Below are 22,491 nucleotides of genomic sequence, written 5' to 3'. Positions count from 1 at the left end.
GAGGACGAAATGAACGGCATGTCAATGGCCTTGCTGGGCACCGTTTTGTTACTGATGATAGGGTGGGTGCACCGAAGGAGCCACCTTGTAAGAGAGTGCCGCAGCGGATTTTCAGGGCAACATAGCTTTCACAAGTTGCATAAAAGCCATCATTGGGAGAAACGCATTGGGTATGGCCGTTTGTTTGGTTATGTGCGAGGCCATAGTGGTATCGAAAAGGGTTTACGCGGTACTTGGTATTTGCACGGTTTTATTGACGCGGTCAAGGAGGAATTGGAACTAACGCCCGCCCAGCATGTGCTGTTCGAGGAAGTGCTACAGGCTCTGCAAGCACAGTCCGATGCATTGCGCTTTGCAGTTGATAAAGCGGAATTAATGGAGAACCATGCCACCGTTGTGGCCGGAATGGAGTTCCTGGAATCCATGATGCTGACCTTGACCGAAGTATTACAGCAGCTGCAGCCGCCGATCCGCCGGTTTTATCATAGCTTGGAGCCGCAACAGCAGTTCCTGTTTGATGACTGTTTTAAATGTTGGTTTCATTGAGCCGCGCAAAAAAAAGCCGGGGAGAGATCCCCGGCTTTTTTGACTTCTGAAAAGAAGCGGTCGATTTACCAACCACCCCAGGAATTGCCGCAGTCGCCGGAATCACCCACGATGATTTGAATTCGGCTGGGGCTGCCAACGGCGTCCGCATTGTCACTGCTTAGGTTAACAAAGAAGTCTTCTTGGTTTTCCACCACACAGTCGTTGCTGATACTAATAGTGATAACTTTGGGGTCTGCATCACCATCTGCAAAGGTTACTGTAGCCATTCTTTCGCTGTAATCGGAACCGGCTAACGCAGAACCATCTTCTGTGGCAAGGTTAACGGTCAGTTCACCGTCAGAACCACCCACGCGGTGAACTTCTACTGTAGCATACATATTTGCTTCTAAAGCGGAAGCCGTGTCTGCAATAAACTGAGCTTTACCGGGGGTAGTTTCCACTACGGCCGCTGCACTGGTCGCCATACCCATGTCATAGGTGATAACTTTTGACCAAGCTTTACCTTTACCTTTGACTCTCGCGAAAACAGTGATGTAAGCGACATCTCCCAATTCGGCACGATTAACGGTCACGCTTTTGCCATGACGTTTGTGACGAAAATGGCCCACCTTGGCTTTGCCGGCTTTGTTAAGTTTTAGTGCTTCAGGGGATGCTGCAACATCAATGCTTACCTTACGCAACCGGTCACCGCTAACATTAACGGTTAATTCGGTATCGGTGTGGCTGATATTCACAGTGCCAACAACGGAACCGCGAACCATCAAGTCCTCGGACATATCGGCTGCGGCAAGACCCGGCAAGGTCGCCAGACTACATGCCATAAGCCATGGGAATAGATTTTTTTTCATACTGACCTCCACAGAAATATTGAAAAGACGATTTCATGCTTACCCCTGCTGCAAGAATCACTTTCCACTGTGGGCAACTGCGCTAACGCATACTCGTCAAAGGCTGTATCGTGCCGGCGTTGGTTTTCATCAGAGCTTGAATAAAAAAATGTGACGACTGTCACAAGATTATTAACAATGTAGAAACAATGTTATTTAAGCGTTTGTTTTTATTGTATATCTTAATCCCTTTTTACGTGTGGTCTTAGCGCAAAAGGCGGTAGTTTTGAGCGGATAAACGGTTGCTATTGGAGCCATGTGGTTTTTGGCTGGTGTAGGTGTGTGGTTTGAGCATTTAGCTGGACAATAAGTATATCGCTACCAAGGCCAGAGCAATTCCGACAGCTTGTTTCAAGCTAATCATCTCGTTGAGGAACAGATAAGCCAGTGTTACGGTAAGGATAGGGTATAGGGCGGAAAACATGGAAACCACAGACACCGGTCCGCGTGCCAGGGCATAGACAAAGGCCAGAGAGCCGGCAAAACCCAAGGCGCCGGTGATTATGGCCAGAATGATACCCTTAGGATGGGTTTCTACTCTAAAGTCCATACTCCACAAAATAACCATACCCACGATAATGGCACCCAAAATTTCGTAGACCATAATGCTCTTGGGGCTCATATAGGTTACGGCCAATTTTGGTAAAAAGGCCCATAAACCCCAAGCAGTAAAAGCAATGGTGGCAGGGACAATCCATTGTGGCATGTATTACTCCGTATTGGTTTTTGGATTTGACAGCGTGAGCTGCACCGGCGTGGACAAATCCAGGGCAGTGGGAAAATCAATAGTTGTGTGATCAGTTTTCGTTTCACAAATCTCCGTCAGTGCCGCTTGATCCAGTTCCGGTTCGTCAAACAGGGTATCCGAATCGGTTGCCAAATGTTTGAAGCTGTAGAGACGGTGGTCCAGTAAATGGGAAGGTACAATGGTTTGCAGAGATTTGAAAATCATCTCGGTACGTCCGGGTGCGACCTGTTCCCACTGCGCCAACATTTGCTTAATCTGTTTTCTTTGTAAATGCTGTTGTGATCCGCAGAGATTGCAGGGGATGATGGGAAAATCCATGCCACGGGCGTAGCGCGCAATGTCTTTCTCCCGGCAATACGCCAAGGGTCGAATGACGATGTGGCGGCCATCATCGCTGGCCAATTTAGCGGGCATGGCTTTGAGTTTGGCGCCAAAAAACATATTGAGGAACAAGGTTTCCACAATGTCATCCTGGTGATGCCCCAACGCTATTTTGGTGGCACCCAATTCACCGGCAACCCTGTATATCACACCGCGGCGCAACCGGGAGCAAAGAGAGCACAGAGTTTTACCTGCAGGGATTTTTTCTTTGACTATGGAGTAAGTATCTTCTTCTTCGATGTGGTAATCCACTCCGATATGCTCTAGATACTCTGGGAGTACATGAGCCGGAAAACCCGGTTGCTTCTGGTCCAGGTTCATGGCGATGATTTTGAAGTCTATCGGAGCTCTGGCCCGCAACGCGGTTAAAATTTTTAGTAAGGTAAAAGAATCCTTGCCGCCGCTCAAGCAAACCATGACAACGTCAGAGGCTTCAATCATATTGAAATCGCCAATGGCTTTGCCTACGTTTCTTTCCAGGCGACGCTCTAAGCGTTTGAAATTACTTGAATGTTTCACTGGTGTGCCGAATAAAATCTTATTATACCCCAATGTGCTTCATAACTTATACCGATTCGAGCCGGGATCAGTGGCGGCGAGGGAAACAGCAACCGGGTTCTTGACGGTGGAGTTGTTTTAGTGCCGTTTGTTGTCTGGCGGGGTGCGGGTGGTGGATATGCACATTTCCTGAAGGATTTTGACCCTTTCCATCAGTGATTTGTTGTTCCAGGGTCGATACAGTTTGCTTACATCACCGGGTTCCGCCTCTTGCTCTGAAACGCCCAGGAGTTTGGCCAAGCGCTTGAAAACTCGCTGATTGTTAATGGGTAAATGGGATTGTTCCATGACCTTGCGCAAATCATCCTTGGCCAGTTGGGCCACGGCGGGTACTGGAGCTTGACTTGGGTTTGTGCCGCGGGTGAGCAGTCTAATGGTGTTAAATTCGTATTGAGTAATGATGCTGCTGGCGCGCTCCATGTCAGAAGAGCGTTTCAGCCAAAGTTCACAACAGTTACTGCGTGCATCCATCGGTAGGGGGTGGTTCTTTTTTTCGATGATAGAGACATCAATGCCGGCCTGGCGCAAAACACTTTCCACTTCCCTGGTTTGTTCGATGCTGGGCGACATAAACACCGGCTTCATGGTCTGCTCATTCCTAAAGTTTGCTTGCAAAAGTTTACTGATTCTGACCGTGTTTCATAGGAACCACCATCACTATCGTTACCAAGATTTTAGTGCTCATTTGGCTAAGGTCAAGGCGCCGCATCATTATACACGAATTTACCACATACCCATTTATATCGGGATTCAGGTCAGGCCGGTGACCATCGGCATGCAGGTTAATTCAAACAGAAATAGATGGTAGCACCTTCACCGTCCTGCGCTTCGGCCCAGATATTACCGCCATGGCGTTGCACAATACGTTGGGCGGTGGTCAGGCCGATACCCGTACCGTCAAATTCGCGGTCGCGGTGGCCTTTTTGAAAGGCGTCAAAGAGTTTTTGCGTGTAACGAGGATCAAAGCCAATGCCGTTGTCTTTAATGTAATACACTAACTTGTTTTTATCTTTATCTGCGATTTTTTTAAACTCGATTTGGGCTTGTTGGGTATGTTTGGTGTACTTCCAGGCATTGTTGATCAGGCTTTCCAATAGAATATGAATCAAACGACGGTCGCCTTGGGCAAACAGATCCGGGCTGATGTCTATATCCACTTTGCGGTGGGGTTGCTGCTGACAGAGGCGGGCTATTATCTCTTGAGCCATTTGTGCCAGATTGACCGGCTCCGGGCTCAGATCGGTGTGGTTTACCCTGGATAACAGCAGCAGGCCATCAATCATGGCAGACATGGTGTTTACATTAAAACGAATGCGTTGCAGATAGTGTCTGCCATTGTCTCCTAGCTGTTCGCTACAATCCTCCAGTAATGCGGCGCTAAAGCCATCAATGCTGCGTAAGGGGGCACGCAAGTCATGGGAAATGGTGTAGGAAAAGGATTGGGATTCCTGGTTGGCGCGTATCAGTTCCCGGGTGGTTTCAGCCATCGATTTATCCATATGGCGATTGACTTCCATCAACTCCAGTTCTTTTTTCTGTAAGGCTTTATTTTTGATTTCCAGCTCGGCGAGTTTATGTTCCAGCTTATTAATCAGGCGCGTATTGTACTTTTTGTAATAGTCGCGTTCATCCAATGTGGATTTTGCGGCTTTTTGGCAATCTGCATGAGTTACCTTTTCGATAGTATCCAACAGTTTTTGGAAGCTGCACGGTTTGGTAATGAAGGCGTCTGCGCCCATGCCCAGCGCCAACGATCGGTCCTTATCATCCGTATAGGTGGCCGTGTAAAAAATGAAGGGAGTTTGTTTCAAAGTATCGGAGTTTTTCCAGGTATGGCAGAGAATAAAGCCGTCCATGACCGGCATTAGTATGTCGGAAATTACCAAATCCGGTGGAGTCAGCCGGGCCTTGGCCAGCGCGTCGCGTCCATCGGTTGCTTCAATAACCTGGTATCCCTTGGTTTGCAACAGGCTGTTAAGGATGTATAGGTTTTCCGGTATGTCGTCTACGATTAGTACTTTCATTTTTTTAACAGCAAACCAGTCTGGGTTATTCGCGTCACCTTGTGGCGAACTCGGGTGAGTTGCCGGCTTGCGGCTTATACGTGTTGTTTGCTAATTGTAGACTTAGTTAACTGATTGTATTGCCTGGGTAATGTGTCTAAATTGTTAAAACTGGATACGTGCAGCCAATGTTGAGTATTCTCCAACAGTGAGCCTTCAGCGATATAGTAGAGCCCTCAGCGATATAGTAGAGCCCTCAGCGGCGACTGACGGGCCGGCCTCAGCAAAACAGTCGCTGTAACAGTTCCCGGGTGTGGTGTTCCAGAGGCAGTTCTGCCCACTGAGTTTGTGTTACCCACTCAGCCTCCAAAGCGTCACTGCCGGCTCTGAGTTCGCCTTCGACGTAATGGGCGTCATAGTCAATGATCACATAGTGGTAGTGGGGGGTGTTTTTGGTGTTAATCAGATCAAGAATTTGTAAAGGTTGCTGAATGTCGATACAGATGCCGCATTCTTCCATGATTTCCCGCTCCAGAGCTTGCACTGCAGTTTCTCCCCATTGGATTTTACCGCCGGGAAGCACCCAAAGATCTTGGTTGGGTGGATGACGTCGCTTGACTAACAAAATGCGCTCATCCCGTCGCACCAAGGCGGCCACAGCAGCTATGGGCTGTGAATTCAACTAACGGATACTCCAAATAGTGTTTGTGTTGAGACGCAACTGTGTCAGTTCAGCCAAAGGGGTCCCAAATCCGTCGGTCGCCACCAGGTCCACGCAGGACATGTAGATTTCCAACATTATTTTTTGTTGTGGCTTAATGCCTGTCATTTGGGTTTTATACTGTTCTGGGCCACTGCCGCAGGGTTTGGCATCGATGCTGTCAATGATGTTGCTGGAGTTGTTGTGAACGCGCAACTGGATTGGTTTGCTGGTGGCTCGATCGTTGGTTTGGATTGTGGCTGATCCGCAGGCCAATAGAATGATAGCGTACAGGCAGACGAAAAGGATTTGAATCAGTCTCAGGGCTTGCATAGTAGACACCTTTTTTATTATTTATAGTATTTATACTGTAGGTGCCAAGTTTAACGGACGCAGCGTTACGGGAAAAGGGGCTTATCGACCACCACCCACTTCTTCCAGAAAAAATGTATAACTGTTTTTTCCGTTTGACTTGGATTGATGCATGGCATGATCGGCTTTGTTGATCAAAACATCCGGGTCTTTGCCGTGGTTGGGGTACTGGCTGATGCCTACGCTGGCAGTAATGTAGACCTCCGACTGCCGAATGGTAATAGGCAGCGATAAATGCTCTATGAGCTTTTGGGTGAAAGAACGGACATCTTCGGTGCGGAATAAATCGTAGAGTAACAGTGCGAATTCATCGCCACCCAGTCGGGCGATGAGATCACTGCGCCGGATTAAGGCATGCAGGCGGTCAGCAACCACTTTCAGTACCTCGTCGCCAAACTTGTGACCGTATATTTTATTGATTTGTTCAAAGCCATCCAGGTCGATGTAAAGAATGGTGAAGTTCTTGTCATAACGCTGGGCTCGTTGAATTTCCTCTTTTACCCGCTGGAAAAAATAAAACCGATTGACCAGGTCGGTGGTGGCGTCATGGGTGGCAGCGTATGTAGTTTTTTGCAGTTCACGGTCCAGTTTGTATACAGTTTGTTCTTTTTCTTGCGTCATTTTGTGAAGAAGAATCGGGATAAGAACCAGGCTGAGTGCAAGCCCCAGGCTGACTCCAGGGTATTGCCACCAAAATGGTGAGCCTGTCATCGTAATCAGAAAAGCTGTTAATGTGGCTGCGCCGGCGATGGTAAAGTATTTCTTTCCCAAGTGGGAACCGTATCCGGAGATAATCAACAAATAGACGGGAAACAGGACGGCTCCCGTGCTTCCCAACAAATACATGAGCACAGCGGTCATGCCGGTGTCGCTGATCAATGTGGTGTTATGGCGAATGTCGATTTCACCCGGGTAACGCCGAGTGATCACTGCCCATGCCAGCGCGAATAAGAAGTAACTTAAACCCAGTAACACGGTAACGCCTGCGATTTTCCCTGCATAAGCCATAATGGCCAAAGCGCAGGTAACAGCAAAACAAATGCCGAGTCGGGCCACAGCGTGTCGGTATTCCCTTTGCTGATCCATATTGGCAAAAGGTTGATAGGATTTGAGTTTTTTAAACAGTCGTGACATAGGTTTAAGCCGGTAATTGGTGAAACAATGCAATTTTGCGACCAAGAATGGAATTTATACCGGTATAAAGAAATATTAAAACAACAAAAATATAACGGTATTGACATGGAGTCGACTCAAAGTGTTATGGTGGTGCGCTTCGGGGGCAATCCATGGAACCAACAACAATGACTGGGAAGTGCTTTAAAATAGGCAATGTAACCAAACTGTTACAAATCAGCGCAGACACCTTACGGTATTACGAAAAAATTGGTTTGTTACCAGGGATTCAGCGTAATGTGAGCGGCTTGCGTGAATATACTGACAAGGACCTGGCCAATATCCGTTTTATCCAAAGGGCCCAGCAAATGAAATTTACTCTGGCCGAGATTTCGGAACTGTTGAGTATGCGCCAGGACCCCGAGGGCGCTTGCGAGAACATACGAAATCTTACGGCAACCAAGCTAACCGAAATCGAAGAACGTATTGCCGTGTTGGATTCTTTGCGGCAGGAGTTCCGCAGTCTTATTGATTTGTGCGATCAGCGCAACAGCGCTTGTCCTATCATTAAGGAGTGGGATCAGGGTAAAAAAAAGCAGTCGCAGAATTTGCTTGATGAAGTTACCCCCTGATTTACCAGATTCTTTGTTAACGCAAGGCTGTTTCCGATTCCAACTGGGCTTTTTTTAGCTGAGGGCTTTTACCCAGCTGAAGGCTCTTACCCAGCTGAAGGCTCTTACCCAGCTGAAGGCTCTTACCCAGCTGAAGGCTCTTACCCAACTGAAGGCTCTTACCCAGCTGAAGGCTCTTACCCAGCTGAAGGCTCTTACCCAACTGAAGGCTCTTTCTTAGCTGAGGGCTCTTACCAACCCCAGACCACGCCTTCCAGCAATCTTTCGATACCGGCGTAGTCAGCGGTTTTGGTTTGTTGAAAATACCGAGCCTTTTTGCTGTAACGGGACAAGAGATTTTGGGCTGCCACGGCGCCTTCTTTAGAGACTAAAAAATCTGCAAGTTTGTGGGTTTGTTCTTTTAAACGGTGGCTGATTGTCAGGGTCTGGTTGGGAAGGGGGCGGGTTTTTTTAAGGATACGGATTTTCAAACGCTCACTCTTGGGCAGCTGCCGGTAACTGGTATTGCGTAATATGGCGGCGACACAGGCGCCGTTGGTAAAGCTGGAATACACTTCTTTCATGCCGCCGGAAACTTCATGGAGAATGGGTTGTAATAAGGGGTTAGGAAAAAACTCGTATACCAGACTGGTACCCAGGTTGGGGGAAACGATACCGCAAATACGTTTGCCCACCAGTGATCGAGTGGATTTGATGTTGGTGTTCTTCTTCGTTATCAGGTAAAAGCCAATCTGACCCGGCAAGGCTGCGATGGGGGTGTGATTTAAATGTTTGACTCTCCAGGCGGTAAAATGAGGCCCATCAAAGACAATGTCGTATTTGTTTTTGCGCATTTTTTGGCTGTAGTCAGCCCAACCTGCGGGTGCTTCATAGACAACTTTTACACCCAAGAGGTCGCTGAGTTTGGCGGCGATGGGCGCATAGGTTTCGCGGCCTTTATCGGGGGTTTCCCTCGGAGGCGCTGACAAAATATATTGCTGTGGTTCGACCTCTGCACTAACCGCCGGTGCAAGCCATGCCAGTAAGGGAATCCATAAGAATGTGATGTGGTACAACGCAGTGGCGTACCGCATTTTCATTAATTCACTCCTTTGACGTCTATTGAATGGTTTGTCCCGGCACGGTTTCACTCCCGGGGGCAGTCCTAACCGCCCCCGGTATTATACAGAAAATCAGCGGCGTACGCAGTGTGAAATCTTAGTCACCTAAAGGTTCGATATCCTGTTGGTCAATAGTGGGTGGATGATTTTCGTGATGTTTGACCTGTTTTTTCATGCGCTGGCTATGTTCTTCCAGTTGTCGTCTCACAGCTTCGAAGGCATCGCTGATGGTTACATAAGCATTTTCATGCTGATGTTTATCGTGTGATTCACGGCTTGCCGCAATCTCCTTGCCCGGCACAGTGATATCGATGGTGGTGTGGTACAAATTACCTTTGTGTTGGTGGTTGTGAGAACACTCAAATATAACCTGGCATTGAGTGATGTGTGGAAAGTGTTTATTGAGTTTTTCGGCTTTGGCTCGAATGTGCTGGTCTAGAGATTCGGTTGCTTCGATGTTTCTATAAGTAATTTGCAAGGGTAATTTCATATTCACCTCATTTATCCCGTACAGAATTCACCAAACGTCTTTGACGTGTATAAATTATAACGGGAGATTGTGTATAGAATTGTGTAAAACTTGTGTCTTTGCAGAACGTGCAGGGTTTGGTGTGAATGGTTTTTTTGTGTGTAGCGGTTAGCATGCCTTACCTTTTTCTTATCCTGTTTTAAATTCTATCCTATGGATTTATAGCATTGTTTGACGTGGGTCATTTTTCGTTAAGGTTTCTCCCTTGAAGCATTTTTGTTTCTGAAATAGCGATATGCTTACGTGTTGGACTCAAATTCACCGGTCAGCGTGGACTGGGCTAATACGTGTTGTCGCACTATTTGTAAGAGTTTTTTCCCCGGGATTTTTCCCAGGTCCGGCAATACGGTATTCAGGGCATATAGCGTATGGCGATAGCGGTGTTTGCCGTTCACCAGGCAAGGTCCGTTGTAATCCGATGTTTTCCAGTCGTTTAAAGCCAATTGGGTGCCTGGCGGCAAGGACCGGGTCTGAACTCCCTCGGGTAGCGACTGGCACTGAGGTGGCAGGTTGTACAAAACCCAGTGAATCCAAGGGGCTTCCGGGGTTTGGGGGTCGGCGTCCGTATCTTCTACCACCAGAGTCAGGCTTTTCGTGCCGCTGGGTGGGTCCTGCCACTGCAACGGTGGAGATACGTCTTCACCTCGACAGGTATAGCGTACTGGGATTACATCGTTGTTGTTAAAGGCGCTGGATTGGATGCAAAAGACCATGGCTTCCTCGTGCAGATTTGCTGACTGGACACACAGCTCTTCAGGTTTAAAATAACCGCTCCGGTTTTCTACTCCTGATTATAGTGTAGTAAAAAATTTCAGGGCTTCATCAACTTCATAAAGCAGCGATTATTATGTTGTATTTTAAAGGCTTACACCTACGCCGTGGACCCAGGCTATTGTTGCGGGACGTGTCGCTGAATATTCATCCCAAATTTAAAGTGGGTATTACCGGTGCCAACGGCAGCGGCAAGTCCAGTCTGTTTGAGCTTATATTGGGTCGCTTGGGACAGGATCAGGGTGAATTCAGTGTGCCGGCTCCGTGGACCGTCGCACATGTGGCCCAGGAGACACCCGCTGTCAATCGCTCTGCGTTGGATTATGTAATGGACGGTGATAAGGAACTGCGCCAGGTGGAGGCAGAGCTGCAATTAGCGGAAGCCGGCGAAGACGGTATGCAGTTGGCTCATTGGCATGGGGTATTGGAGTCCATAGGCGGTCACAGTGCCAATGCGAGGGCCGCCGTATTATTAAATGGGCTGGGGTTTACTCAGGCTCAGCAAAGTTTGCCGGTGAATCAATTTTCCGGTGGTTGGCGGATGCGACTGAATCTGGCTCAGGCACTTATGTGTCGTTCCGATTTGTTGTTGCTGGACGAGCCCACCAACCATTTGGATCTGGATGCGGTGATTTGGCTGGAACAGTGGTTGGGTTCCTATCAAGGCACTTTATTACTGATTTCTCATGACCGGGTTTTTCTCGATGGAGTGGTGGATCATGTGTTGGCGCTGGAGCAAGGCGAGGCGCTGTTGTTCAGCGGTAACTATTCTCTATACGAGGGACAAAGAGCCCAACGCTTGGCGCAGCAAACGGCTTTATACAGTAAGCAACAGCGACAAATAAAGCACATGGAGGCCTTTGTGCAACGCTTTCGTGCCAAGGCCAGCAAAGCGCGGCAGGCTCAAAGTCGCCTCAAAGCACTGGAACGTATGCAGCTTATCGATCAAGCCCATGTGGACAGCGCCTATCGCTTTGAGTTTGCTGCCGTTGAAGCACCGCCCTTGTTACTGCAGTTGGAACAGGGATGTGTTAAGTACGGTGCAACAACTGTGCTGGAAAACATTGATTTTACCCTGCGCAGCGGTGATCGTTTGGGTTTGATCGGCCCCAATGGCGCGGGGAAAACCACGCTCATTCGTCTATTGGCCGGGGAGTTGGCGAACGGGGTTGAGGGGGAGCTGCGACGTCCGCCGGGATTGCGTTTGGGTTATTTTGCCCAGCATCAATTGGAGCAATTGGATGCTCAGGCTTCACCCTTGTTGCATTTACAACGTCTGGACCCGCGTGCATCCGAACAAAATTTGCGGGATTTTCTTGGGGGCTTTGGATTTGACGGAGACCGGGTACAGGAAGCGGTGGCACCGTTTTCCGGTGGTGAGAAGGCGCGACTGGTGTTGGCTTTGTTAATCTACCAAAAACCCAATTTGTTGTTGTTGGATGAACCCACCAACCATTTGGACCTGGAGATGCGCCACAGCCTGAATCATGCCTTGCAAAGTTATACCGGTGCCATGTTGCTGGTTTCCCATGATCGTTATTTGTTAGAAAGTGTCTGCGATCAGTTTTACCTGGTGGCTAATAGAAGCGTGAATCTTTTTGACGGCGATTTAGACGACTACCGGCGTTGGTCCTTGGAGCACAAAGCGGTAACGGCACAGACTTGTGACGACATGAGCCAATCCGCTCAAGACGCAAAAACCGTCAATAAAAAAGAGCAGCGGCGCCAGGCTGCGGCACAGCGTACGCTTACCGAACCTTTGCGAAAAAAAATCAAACAGCTGGAAGTCGGTATTGGGGATCTTGAAGGGGAGCAGAAGCAAATCCAGGAGGAATTGGCCCAACCGCAAATATACAGCGACAATCATAAATCGCAACTGAAACAACTGCTGCAGCAACAAAGTGATATTTCGACTCAGTTGCAAGATCTCGAAGCGCAATGGCTGGACCTGATGGAGCAATTGCAGCAATTAGAGGCGAACTGACAGCGTGTCCCCAGGGTAACGCGTTCCATAGTATCGTGCATAGAGTGCGTCCTTGCACTTTGCACTGGGGGCGTAGCGCCTGATTTGTCCCTCAGGCTGGGTGTACCGAACTGTCCAATAAGACGCCGCTGACATGCTTACAACTGCTTGGCTACCAGCAGCTCGACGGTGCTTTCACGCCGATGGAGTTGTAGGTTAACTGAGTACAACCGGTGTCATCGGTTTGTCCGCCTTGAGCCGTGGCCACAATCTCGTAGCAGGACGTAATGGGGCAAGCGGTTGTAGCTGCCGTAACGCTAAGGGCATAATGACCCTCTTGGGAGGTGGTGCCCAAACCAATGCTGGTCAAGTTAGTGGTGTAGGTTTTATTGTCCAGATAGAACTGTTCCATTCTGGATGCCCCGTCCATCAAAGAAGATTTGGCGTCACTGCGTTTACCCTTCATCATGCTTTTTTGGAACGAGGGTAGTGCCACCATGGAGATGATGCCAATAATCACTATGACAATCATTAATTCAATGAGGGTAAAACCTTTTGTCGATCTGTTCACTTTAGTTTCCTTTTCTGTAGTTTCTAGTTAAAGGCTGGGGACACCGTTATTGTTCCTCGGGATGCCAGTAGGTCTTCCAGCGCAGTTTGGTTTTCACCTTGGCCTTGGACAGGTCCGGTGCCATGATATTGTCGCCGGTCAGGTACACGACTTCGGCTGGAATACCGGCGGAACTTAAATCACGGTGCCGATCAGCCGTGGTCAAGATGCCGTCCGTAGTAACGATGTAATCGATTACCGCCGTAGCGTCTTCCATAGACACGGTATACAGTCGACCCTCACCTTCGCTGGGTGAGCAATCGATGACGGTCTGATTGGTGTCGATATCCGGTACCGGAGGCAAATAGGAAGTGAAATAAATATGGCCGGCCAGGGTGGTGGCTGTGGCCAGGATTTTTTCACCCGGTGCATCCAGAAACATTTTCCAGCCGTAATACAGACTGGGAACATTGTTGCCACAGCTGGCATCCTGCAGGCAGTTATTGGTTACATCACCCAATTGAGCTGTGGTGATGGCCGCCGGTGGGCTGCTCGCAGCTGGGCCATAGATGTAAGTCCGCGTGGGCAAGCCGGGGGCTCCGTACATGTAAGGATAAATCTCCCGGTCTTTGATCATAAACATGGCATTGTTGGTATCCGTACTTAAAGGATCGGTACGATCACCGGAGCCGACGATAATGCCATCATAGGGACTGGTGTTGTCTTTAAACTGGACAAAGTCAATGCGATGGAAAAAGCGACGGTCGTTTGCATTGGTGGGAGTGGCCTCGGCATGACGACCTACGCTGGCCACCGGCCATAGTGCGATATAGTCGGAACCGGCCGGGTGCAGATCCACCCGCCAAATTTTGCCACCGGTATCACCGAAGTAAATCCGATCCAGTAAACCGTCATTCAAGTAGGCATCGGCTGTGGTTACCGTACTGGGGATGCTGTCGGTTAGCTGCGGGTGGGTAAACGTTTTCGTGGTGGGGTCGTAGCCGATGCTCGTCCCTTTAACCGCCTTCCAAATCAAGGCGCCGGTTTCCGCGTTGACGATGTACAGGGCATTGCCTTCTGTATCGTCGGAGCCCACCACGGCACGGGTGTCTTTATTGACGTCATAACCACCGGCAAAGACAGCCACCGCAGTGCGTGTCACTACGTTGGGTACAACGGTATTGTCTGTAGTAACGTTAATATAACCGTCCAGGGAACTGACTCTGGGTGCTGAAAAGGTCAAGCCCAGTTCATCAAATTGACCGCCGCTGGTTTTTTCAATGGTCCAGAGTTTTGTCGGTGCACTGTCCGGATTGGTGACGTCCAGGGCATACATGCCCTTACCGCCACGGCGTAAGCCGAAGTAAATGCGGGCGGTGGTGGGCACCCCATTGGTGCCGTACTCAACAAAGCCGCTGGGAGGACCATCGACACCGTAGAGATGACTTCCTACCTGGTTATAGAGCAATCGTTGTTGGATGCCCATGGTGAGGCGCGGCATATAGCCCCATACTTCCGTGCCCAGCTGGCCGCCGGTGCTGTCTGTGTTTTTAAACTGGTGCATAAAGCCGTCGTTGCCGCCCATGAAGATACGAATATCCGGGACGGTGGCGCCATTGCTTTGACCGTAGTTGATGGGCAAGGGGCGGGAGTGCAGCGGGTCCCCCAACATCCAAGGACGGGCCTCGTTGACTTGGTTATCGCCGTCGTCATCGGAGCGGTCGTAACCACGCATGTATAGTGCAATATCAGTGTAGCTATACTTGGTGCTGTCAACCAATGAACCGATATTGGTTTGGAAATAGGTGTCACTGGCTACATTGGATCCTGTGCCCGCATCCAGTGCTTTCACCGGCGTGGTGGCATCGCTGGTATCCTCATAGTACAGGATGCGGCTTCCGGCCGCATTGGTGGTGCCCGGGTCTCCACCCAGAAAACCCGGAATTTTCTGCCCGGCGCCACCACGGGCCACAGAGCGTCCGTCACGGCCAGCCACTTCGTTGCGGTCCGGATTGGCGGGTGGAAGTGTGGCTGGGTCGGTCCAGTAAGTTAAAGCGTCATAGTGGATGCGACCGTCCTGAGCGACGGCATTAACGTTGTTCGCGTCTTTCAGCAAGGCGTTGGGATCGGCCAGGTCCAGGCGCAGTTTTTTCAGGTTACCGGGCCAGCGGGGTTTGCCGTCGGCATCCGCGCGGAACAGTGCAATATACACATTGTCGATGATTTCTGCCCGGTTCAATACGCTCACCGGCACTGATGCTGCGGTAAAGGTGGTACTGACACTGAGTATTTCACGGAACATATTGCTCAGGGTTTTTACCAGTTGTTCCGGGTCGTCAGACCACTCATAGGCTGATGAAGTACCACCGGCATTGGCATAACCGTCGGCGCTGTTGTCCGCTGGTACGGAATCAATAAAAAAGGATGTGACGTTTTGTTTACCCGCCAACGGTTCGATCAGGTCGGTGGTGTAGAGCCAGTTCAAATAGGCCTGAAAATCGTCGCTGCTGAAAGCGGCTGCACCGGGACCGCCACCACCGGTTCGCCCAAAATTCAAACCCGTGGTAGCTTGAATTTGGGTATCGGTGTCCGCATCCTGGGATGTGGTTTGAAACATGAAGTTAACGGTGAAAATCTTGGCGCAATGGTCGGGTACCACATTACCGTTACGCACCAGGCGGAACGGGGTGATGTAGGTGCCCGGCGTGTTGTAAAGTCCGTCTGCATTGGTTTCCGCTGCCATATCCCGTAGTGCCAGACCGCCGGCAATGCTTGCGTCATCGAGATTGGTGCTTACGGTTCGGTCACCAAAATCCCGGTACCCCAAATGACCGCTCCACACGCCTTGAGCCGTCAGATAACGATAGAATTCCCAGTACAATTCCTTGGCTTGAAAGCTGTGATTAATCGTTCCCCCGGGGATGGGGATATTGTTAAGCTTGGCATGAAAGGCTTGTTTGTTGGTGTCACGGGAAACCAAGTTGCCGCTTGCGTCAAAAACATCCGGCTGAATTTCCAAAAAGCGCTGTACCACATAGCCACCGCCACTGCAGCCGGAATCCAGGGGGCCGGTGCAACCCTGGTCATGGGCATGGCTCATCATCAGGCCGATATTCAAACCACCCAAGGGCTCCAGTACTTTTTTCAACACTGCGCGCAAGACGTCGAACTTGGTATAGGATTGACCGGCTGCCAGGGTCGGCAAGTAAGCGGCAATACTGTCGCACTGGCCGGCACTGGTGCAGGCCGATGAGCCCAAATTGGTTTGATAATCCAACATAAACATGACATAGGGCTTGGTGCTGCTGCCCTGGACATTGTTAATGTAGATGTCCGAGTCATCTGCCAGGATCGGTAAGCTGAAAAACAGCATACTGAACAGCAGTACCGGTAGTAATTTGCTTTGCTTGCTGGTAAACATCATCAACCTCGATTGCATAGAGTTGTACTGATATTGTTTTGTTGTATTTATTTGGTTCATCGTATTTGGTTCATCGTTGTCTTGGATTAAATCCGTGGAATCAACAGCAACATGCCTTGGTGTAATACCTCGCGGCCTTTACGCCCGGCGGTACCGTCATAGTCGCTTTTTATGTCAAACAAGGCGGTGGCAAATTTGTCCTTGCTCACGCCTAATCCCCGCGGGGGGCTTTTGATGCCCTGTTCGGTTAAGGTTAAAACCGTGGTGTTGGTAAATTCAGTCAATCCGGAGGGGCTAACATTGTTGGTTATGGTGCCGGCATTGCCAGTCACGTTGAATGCGGTGGTATAGTTTTCCACAATACTGTCGATTCCCGCTTGCGCCAGCTGGCGTGCACTCATGTTTTCTTCATGAATGCCGGCAATACGTAATTCATTGTTACTGGAACGCATGGCGGCAACGGCAATAATGGTGATAATCACCAGAAAAGACAGAGAAGTGAGTAACACCACGCCTTTTTGCTGGCGTCCGAGTTTGTTACCGGTTCTGAAGGAAGTTGATTTCATAGTGGTTCCTTATTGCTTGCCTTATTCATTAATAACCGCCACCGGCCATGCGCGAGACAATATAGGTATTGCGCAAAACCGCTGTGGTGGAAAAGACTCGACGGTAGTAACCGTCGTTGGTTGCAACGCTGGGGTCGGTGGCATTGGGAAAATAAATATCTCCCAGTTGGTACGACTTGGCATTGGTGTAGCCGTCCACGGCACGTTTGGATCGGGCCAACACATACACCTGGGCTGAAATGGCATAGCGCAGGTCCGTGGTCAAATTGCCCGATTTGTGGGTATCGACAAAACCGTCTTTGTCCGTATCCAGCCCGAAGACAATGTGAAAATATTCGATACCCTCCACCAAAACATCGCGGCGCATGGAAGGAGTGCTGCTGCTTCCCGGTATCATAGTTTGGCGTACCAGCTGATGGTTTTGGTCGATATAAAACAAGTGTTCCTTGTACTCCCAGTCTTTACCGGGATAAGCGCTCATATCCTGTGGTGCGATATAGGTGTGGCGAATAGTGGAATAGTCAGTACGGAAATACATCTGCCCGGCCACGTGTGTGCCGGTAAACTCCTCACCCTTAACCCGTTTGGTACGCAGAAAGTCTGAAGCCACCGGGCTGACTTTGTAATCACCGGCCACGCAGCCAAATTTGGCTTCAGCGCCGGCGAATTGCTTGTAATACATGAGTGAGTAGGTGGCGGTACCATTGTCTGCCCGTCCTGTGACGCTGGCTTCCGTGGTCGGTTGACAGCTGTGAAGTGAAATCGTCCCTTCGGGTTTAATTAAGGCCGGGTCCGTGTAGCCACCCCAAAAATGTACCATTTCCAGCTCATTTACCAGGGCCTTTAAGGCATAACGGCCGTTGTCCTGGATGTAGCCGATTTCGTCGCTTTGCTTGTAGCTGATTTTGTTTTGGATAAACAAGGTGCCGATGGCGCCGGTGACCAGTAAACCCAGTACCATAGCAACCATTAACTCGATCAAAGACAATCCGGATTCTTTATTCAATGTCATAACGGCAATCTTCTACATTTGGTTGAAAATGAAGGTTTCCACAACCAGTACCCGGCGAAACTCGTCATTGGCGCCATAAAGGCCCAAACCCTGGCCGCAGGTGTTGATGGTTGGGTTGGAGAGAGCCGTTTTACCGTGCCAGGCAATGGCTACGGTGTAGGCGCCGGATATGCCCCCTGCCGGTCCGCTGATGCAAGCCGTAGGTTGGTTCAGCCCGCCGGCATAAGTGCTGGAGCTGGCAACCTGCTCGGTAACGCCATCCAGTATCTGTTCTAAGTACCACAAATCATGAGTTGCCATTTGTGCTGAGGTACAGGGTTCTGCGGATACGGTGGTGCCGCTGACAACCCTTTGGGGCAAACAACGGGGAGTCGGTTCGGTTCCCAGTGAGGCACGGCCAATCGTGGTGGTGGCACCGCCGGTATAGGAGTTCAGTACCGTGGGGTTGCTGCGCATGCGCTCAATAATCTCATTGGTCAGGGAGGTAGCCGTCATGCGCTGCACCGCGTCATAGTTGGATTTTTTTGCAACCACTTGCAGTTTGGCAATGCCGATCAAGCCAATGGAAAAAATAAAAATGGCAATCAACACTTCCAGCATGGAAGTACCCAGCATGGAAGTACCCAGCATGGAAGTACCGAGCTTGGGTTTACTCATAGAAGTACCCATCACAGATGTACCCAACGCTGAAGTCCCGCTCAAATGCAACTTGGAGTTTCCTTGTTTATGCAGTGAAGTAGCCATAGGGGTATCCTTGGGGGTGTTATGGGGCACAGGTCACGCCATCCAGGGGAGTGATGACACTGGGACGGCCGGAAGCCTGAATTTGGATCTGGCGACCATAGTCAGCGCCTCGATTGTCGCAAATACCGAAGCTGGCCATGCTGCCGGATACACTGCTGCCGTCACGATTAAATGCGACGAGCTGACTGGCGGCGGAGTTGGTCTTAATGGTAATGCCGGTTTCGGCCTCCACCAAGGCCAGGATTTTGTCGTTTTGGGTGGCATCGTAGGCCATGTTGGTTCTACTGGTTCCCAGGGAATACACCAGCCAACCGTTGGACCAATCCTGATTGGAGCCGCCACAAGCAGTGGCGCTGGCAGCGTTACAAACGGCCACAGTGCCGCGCAACTTGGTGGCTTCGGCCCGGGCCAATAGCATGGAAGACAACATGCTGTTGGATAAGCTGGTGATATTGGAGCTTCTGTTCAAGCTGATAAAACTGGGCAATGCCACAGACATGAGTATGGCCAGAATGGCGAGAGTCATCATTAATTCGATCAGCGTAAAGCCTTTAAACTGTTTCATCATTGTTTACCGCATTGTAATGTTGAATAGTTGCCCTCCTGTCCTTGAGGTTTTAACCATTAGGTCGTCCTGTTGCCCTATATCGGGGGAGGCTAAAAAAAGATGAGAGTGAAACCGGGGAACTCGGGTTTTAAAGGATCAGGGGGTTTGTTTTCCCCGACGAACGGTTTTTCAGGGGCTGGTGCGAGAAAAAAAAATGTGATTCAGTGCGTGTTTTGTTTGTGAATTCAGAAAGGTTTTTCAGGCTTTATTTCAAGCGGCCAATGATAAACAGTCCACAGCAAAACAGTGAGCCGGTTCGCAATAAGGGGCCGTATGCCAGGCTCAAGGAAGTGTTAGGGTGTGATGAGAAAGCGGCGTACCACAATAGTAAATCCATTTTTACAAACACGGGAATAAACACGACGATGTTAATAAAGAACAGAATTAACAGGCCGCGTATATCTATGCTGGAGAGTGCCCGCAGTGCAAATAAGGAAGGGAGGAAGGCGCCACCCAGCATACAACTGATCGCAAATAACACTTGGAAGTTCAGTGGGCCGACATTGGGATCGCGGCTCAACCAGTCCATGAAAAACAGGTAGCCCTGAGCGGTTAAAGGTTGCCCTGCCATGACCCAGGAATACAGCAAGGCCAAGGGGGCCAAAAAAGCACTGTAGAGCCAGAGGTTGGATGGTAGCCGCAGCTGCAGCATTCCCAGACGCTGTAAGACATAGACTGCAGGAATGAATAGCATTAGTAGCGGCGGTAGATGAAAAAACACCGTGCCGGCAAATACATTGTCCACACGGTAGATCAGTGCGGTGATCAAATAAATGACGGCAATAAAAAGGGGAGTGACAAACAGCAGCTGAATCATGCCCTTGCGATTCCTGTTGGTAAGGGTGTTACCGCTTTTTTGGAATGTAAAAGTGTATCAGATTCGGGGGGTGAATAAAAAAGCCACCTCCCGACCTTCCTGGCCGGGCGGTGGCTTCACTCACAGAACAACTGTAAAGAGCTGTAAAAAATTCTAGCGTTTGATAAATTCGGCGCCGTCACTCCATACTTTCGGTTGGCCGGTAGCGCGGGTAAATATCAGCCGGGCTTCTGCACTGCGCAAGGAAACCATATCCAGGCTGTCGCACTTAGGACATTGAATTCCTTTGAATTTTGCCATATGCAGCAGAGCAGCCAGAAAGGGTACAATGGTGATATACAGCATTTCCAAATATAAGCCCGCCAGCATGGTTATGAGGATGGCAGCGATGTAGCCTAAAGCGCTGTTTGGATAGTAGTTACGTGCTTTGCCGGTATATCCGCAATGCTTGCAGATTTTGTGATCCATAAATGTTACCCCATAACCCTAAGTTTCGAATAATTTCTACATATGTTGTAGTGTTTTTTAGATTATAGGGTGGGTTTTCTTAATCAGAGCTGAACGATGTAATCATATTCCTACTCTATTTTTAGAAATTGCGGAAGAAATTGAGCTAAATCAATTTTAAGTGAAATTTCCGCATTTATTCCAAGACTTGGCGTTGAAATCTTACCGTAACCTGACGCTCTTGTAGGTATTTAAACAGAAATTCGTAGCAGCGTGGTTGAGCCCCAATGTGTTCGGGTGCATAAAGGCCCGGGTGAGTAAGGTAATCTTGCAAAATGAGTTCGGCAGTGGCGCAACAGGTATAACCTGTGGTGCGAGCCATAGAGCTAATTCCGGATTGAGGATCATATTCATCATACAAAAAAGCGCTGACTTGAGTGGCCACCGGTGTGGGGGTTTTACTGGTACCACTCATCTCTACTTGCAGTACCGTAAATTCCACCTCCTCCGCATCCAATTGCCACTGTTTTTCCAGTATTTGCGAAGTGAATTGCAACGGACTCATGGCTTGTCCGGGGAGTGGGGTGCTGTCGAAAAATCCTCCTTTAATCAAAGCGTTAATTAAGTTTGCGTGGCCTGGGTAACGCAGGGTTTTTTCTTCCATTTGAGGGATGTGGGGCATAGTGGAAAGCAGGCTGCGTAAGCCATCTGTGTTGAATGCTTCCAGGGTTCCAATATTTTCAATGCTGACTAACTCGCAGTCGGAGAGGGCGGGTTTGATTAATATTTCCCCGTTAACCATTAGGCGAGCCGGGCGTGTGTATTCTTCAATAACGTCTATGGGTGAAAATGGTGCCTTGTACTGAAACGGCCACAGCCTTTGTTTGGGCAGCCCTCCCACCAGACAGCGGAAGCGATCGATCTGTAAGTGTTGGTCATAATGCCCCAATATAATATTGCTCAAGCCGGGGGCTACCCCCATATCCACCACCGCAATAGCAGCGTGTTTCTTTGCCAGCTCCGCCAAGGGGAGGGGATCTTCCGGAAAAAAAGAAATATCCACTACATGACAACCTAATTCCAGAACCTGTTTTAGGGTCTGGAATCCAAGAAAACCGGGAACAGCATTTATGACCAAGTCGTGGTTTTTTGCTTCACCCGCCAAGGCGACGGGGTCGGTGACATCCAATGGTAAGGTTCTAAGGTTGTTTCTTTCCAAAGTCGAAAGTGCGGTGGTAGAGATGTCTGCAGCCGTAACCCGGTGCCGTTGCGACAGGTCCAGAGCCATGGCGCTACCAACCCTACCTGCACCCAAGACAATAATTTTGGCCATGTTGTTCTCCGCTCATCCGCCCACAATTTGAGTTCCAAATGCATATAGTTTGCCCATCCTGTATGGATTCAGCAAATGTGCTTTGTGTCCTGTTTTGTCACGTTGTTGGGTTCAGTATGGGGATTTTTTAGCCGAAAAGGGATTATCTGGGGGTTTATCCAGGCACTTTGTCCAATTTTAAGTTAGGGTACGATGATGAATTGCGCCAAACTGGCGTCTTTGCAACAACAACGGAATAACGCCGACCGGCTTTCCGAAAAGTTGGCCTGGACCATGGTGGGTCTGTGCGTGGCTTTAGCGTTTATACACCATACTTGGGGGCAGGTTTTTTTGTTGGCGCTACCGGCTGCCGTCATGATCACTGCGGTGACCCGGTTGCGCAGGGGGACACGTTTTAGCCGAGTGGTCGTCGCCGGCCTGTTTATGTTTTTTGCGGCGGTGCAAATCAACCAATCCCAGGGCATGATTGAAATGCATTTCGGGATTTTCGTCTTTCTGGCGTTTTTACTGCATTATCGCGACTGGCTGCCGGTGGCTTGTGCGGCTGTCTTAATTGTCCTGCATCATGTTTGTTTTTTCTTTTTACAGGCCGCGGGATTTCCTGTGTATGTGATGCCGGATGTTTCCCAGTTTGGGATAGTGTTGTTGCATGGGTTTTATGTGGCGTTTGAATCCGCTGTGCTGATTT

Annotated in this window: 24 protein-coding genes; 4 read left to right on the top strand and 20 right to left on the bottom strand. The window is 49.5% G+C overall.

Annotated elements, in window-relative coordinates; genetic code table 11:
* Positions 1-9: 9 nt before the first annotated feature.
* Complete coding sequence (locus tag OEY58_19160) at positions 10-546, top strand: Spy/CpxP family protein refolding chaperone (GenBank protein ID MDH5327577.1); 537 nt, start codon at positions 10-12, stop codon at positions 544-546.
* A 65-nt stretch (positions 547-611) separates the two neighbouring features.
* Here the strand turns inward: OEY58_19160 and OEY58_19155 are convergent, their stop codons facing one another.
* The 8 genes from OEY58_19155 to OEY58_19120 form a co-directional block, all read right to left on the bottom strand.
* Complete coding sequence (locus tag OEY58_19155) at positions 612-1,397, bottom strand: hypothetical protein (protein ID MDH5327576.1); 786 nt, start codon at positions 1,395-1,397, stop codon at positions 612-614.
* Positions 1,398-1,731: 334 nt separating this feature from the next.
* Entirely contained in the window at positions 1,732-2,142 is a 411-nt protein-coding gene (locus OEY58_19150; protein MDH5327575.1) for a DMT family transporter, read from the bottom strand.
* 3 nt (positions 2,143-2,145) lie between these two features.
* Positions 2,146-3,084, bottom strand: coding sequence for a tRNA 2-thiocytidine(32) synthetase TtcA (ttcA, locus tag OEY58_19145; GenBank protein ID MDH5327574.1), 939 nt, complete (start codon positions 3,082-3,084; stop codon positions 2,146-2,148).
* A 117-nt stretch (positions 3,085-3,201) separates the two neighbouring features.
* A complete protein-coding gene (locus tag OEY58_19140; protein ID MDH5327573.1) occupies positions 3,202-3,708 on the bottom strand; it encodes a hypothetical protein in 507 nt (168 codons plus the stop codon).
* A gap of 197 nt (positions 3,709-3,905) precedes the next feature.
* Positions 3,906-5,147, bottom strand: coding sequence for a response regulator (locus OEY58_19135; GenBank protein ID MDH5327572.1), 1,242 nt, complete (start codon positions 5,145-5,147; stop codon positions 3,906-3,908).
* Positions 5,148-5,406: 259 nt separating this feature from the next.
* Complete coding sequence (locus tag OEY58_19130) at positions 5,407-5,808, bottom strand: NUDIX hydrolase (protein MDH5327571.1); 402 nt, start codon at positions 5,806-5,808, stop codon at positions 5,407-5,409.
* Positions 5,809-6,159 (bottom strand): hypothetical protein, encoded by a 351-nt coding sequence (locus tag OEY58_19125; GenBank protein MDH5327570.1) that lies wholly within the window; start codon positions 6,157-6,159, stop codon positions 5,809-5,811.
* 81 nt (positions 6,160-6,240) lie between these two features.
* On the bottom strand, positions 6,241-7,332 hold the full coding sequence (locus OEY58_19120; protein MDH5327569.1) for a diguanylate cyclase: 1,092 nt from the start codon (positions 7,330-7,332) through the stop codon (positions 6,241-6,243).
* A gap of 152 nt (positions 7,333-7,484) precedes the next feature.
* Between OEY58_19120 and OEY58_19115 the strand changes: the two genes are divergently transcribed.
* On the top strand, positions 7,485-7,943 hold the full coding sequence (locus OEY58_19115) for a heavy metal-responsive transcriptional regulator (protein MDH5327568.1): 459 nt from the start codon (positions 7,485-7,487) through the stop codon (positions 7,941-7,943).
* Positions 7,944-8,173: 230 nt separating this feature from the next.
* Here the strand turns inward: OEY58_19115 and OEY58_19110 are convergent, their stop codons facing one another.
* The 3 genes from OEY58_19110 to OEY58_19100 all read right to left on the bottom strand — a co-directional run bounded on the left by OEY58_19110 (position 8,174) and on the right by OEY58_19100 (position 10,285).
* Positions 8,174-9,022, bottom strand: a complete 849-nt coding sequence (locus tag OEY58_19110; GenBank protein ID MDH5327567.1) for a phosphate/phosphite/phosphonate ABC transporter substrate-binding protein — start codon at positions 9,020-9,022, stop codon at positions 8,174-8,176.
* 118 nt (positions 9,023-9,140) lie between these two features.
* On the bottom strand, positions 9,141-9,533 hold the full coding sequence (gene raiA, locus OEY58_19105) for a ribosome-associated translation inhibitor RaiA (GenBank protein MDH5327566.1): 393 nt from the start codon (positions 9,531-9,533) through the stop codon (positions 9,141-9,143).
* A gap of 278 nt (positions 9,534-9,811) precedes the next feature.
* Positions 9,812-10,285 (bottom strand): YbhB/YbcL family Raf kinase inhibitor-like protein, encoded by a 474-nt coding sequence (locus tag OEY58_19100; protein ID MDH5327565.1) that lies wholly within the window; start codon positions 10,283-10,285, stop codon positions 9,812-9,814.
* 134 nt (positions 10,286-10,419) lie between these two features.
* Here OEY58_19100 and OEY58_19095 point away from each other — a divergent pair, with 134 nt between their 5' ends.
* Positions 10,420-12,327 carry an ATP-binding cassette domain-containing protein gene (locus OEY58_19095; protein MDH5327564.1) on the top strand — a complete coding sequence of 636 codons (1,908 nt, stop codon included), beginning with the start codon at positions 10,420-10,422 and terminating at the stop codon, positions 12,325-12,327.
* A 151-nt stretch (positions 12,328-12,478) separates the two neighbouring features.
* Here the strand turns inward: OEY58_19095 and OEY58_19090 are convergent, their stop codons facing one another.
* The 9 genes from OEY58_19090 to OEY58_19050 form a co-directional block, all read right to left on the bottom strand.
* On the bottom strand, positions 12,479-12,877 hold the full coding sequence (locus tag OEY58_19090) for a prepilin-type N-terminal cleavage/methylation domain-containing protein (protein MDH5327563.1): 399 nt from the start codon (positions 12,875-12,877) through the stop codon (positions 12,479-12,481).
* A 46-nt stretch (positions 12,878-12,923) separates the two neighbouring features.
* Positions 12,924-16,295 (bottom strand): PilC/PilY family type IV pilus protein, encoded by a 3,372-nt coding sequence (locus tag OEY58_19085; GenBank protein ID MDH5327562.1) that lies wholly within the window; start codon positions 16,293-16,295, stop codon positions 12,924-12,926.
* 68 nt (positions 16,296-16,363) lie between these two features.
* Complete coding sequence (locus tag OEY58_19080; protein MDH5327561.1) at positions 16,364-16,843, bottom strand: hypothetical protein; 480 nt, start codon at positions 16,841-16,843, stop codon at positions 16,364-16,366.
* A gap of 28 nt (positions 16,844-16,871) precedes the next feature.
* Complete coding sequence (locus tag OEY58_19075) at positions 16,872-17,855, bottom strand: PilW family protein (GenBank protein MDH5327560.1); 984 nt, start codon at positions 17,853-17,855, stop codon at positions 16,872-16,874.
* Positions 17,856-17,867: 12 nt separating this feature from the next.
* Positions 17,868-18,599, bottom strand: coding sequence for a type IV pilus modification protein PilV (gene pilV / locus OEY58_19070; protein MDH5327559.1), 732 nt, complete (start codon positions 18,597-18,599; stop codon positions 17,868-17,870).
* Positions 18,600-18,618: 19 nt separating this feature from the next.
* Positions 18,619-19,167 (bottom strand): GspH/FimT family pseudopilin, encoded by a 549-nt coding sequence (locus OEY58_19065; protein ID MDH5327558.1) that lies wholly within the window; start codon positions 19,165-19,167, stop codon positions 18,619-18,621.
* 244 nt (positions 19,168-19,411) lie between these two features.
* On the bottom strand, positions 19,412-20,023 hold the full coding sequence (locus OEY58_19060) for a hypothetical protein (protein ID MDH5327557.1): 612 nt from the start codon (positions 20,021-20,023) through the stop codon (positions 19,412-19,414).
* Positions 20,024-20,176: 153 nt separating this feature from the next.
* Entirely contained in the window at positions 20,177-20,491 is a 315-nt protein-coding gene (locus tag OEY58_19055; protein MDH5327556.1) for a hypothetical protein, read from the bottom strand.
* Positions 20,492-20,666: 175 nt separating this feature from the next.
* Positions 20,667-21,803 (bottom strand): saccharopine dehydrogenase NADP-binding domain-containing protein, encoded by a 1,137-nt coding sequence (locus OEY58_19050; protein MDH5327555.1) that lies wholly within the window; start codon positions 21,801-21,803, stop codon positions 20,667-20,669.
* A gap of 192 nt (positions 21,804-21,995) precedes the next feature.
* Here OEY58_19050 and OEY58_19045 point away from each other — a divergent pair.
* Positions 21,996-22,491 (top strand): methyl-accepting chemotaxis protein (locus OEY58_19045; protein ID MDH5327554.1); only part of this gene is annotated, 496 nt, incomplete at its 3' end.

It is taken from the genome of Gammaproteobacteria bacterium (assembly GCA_029882975.1).
In the GTDB taxonomy this organism is placed as follows: domain Bacteria; phylum Pseudomonadota; class Gammaproteobacteria; order SZUA-152; family SZUA-152; genus JAJDNG01.
Note: the sequence above shows the minus strand (reverse complement) of the source record. Positions and strands in the feature narration are given on the sequence as shown.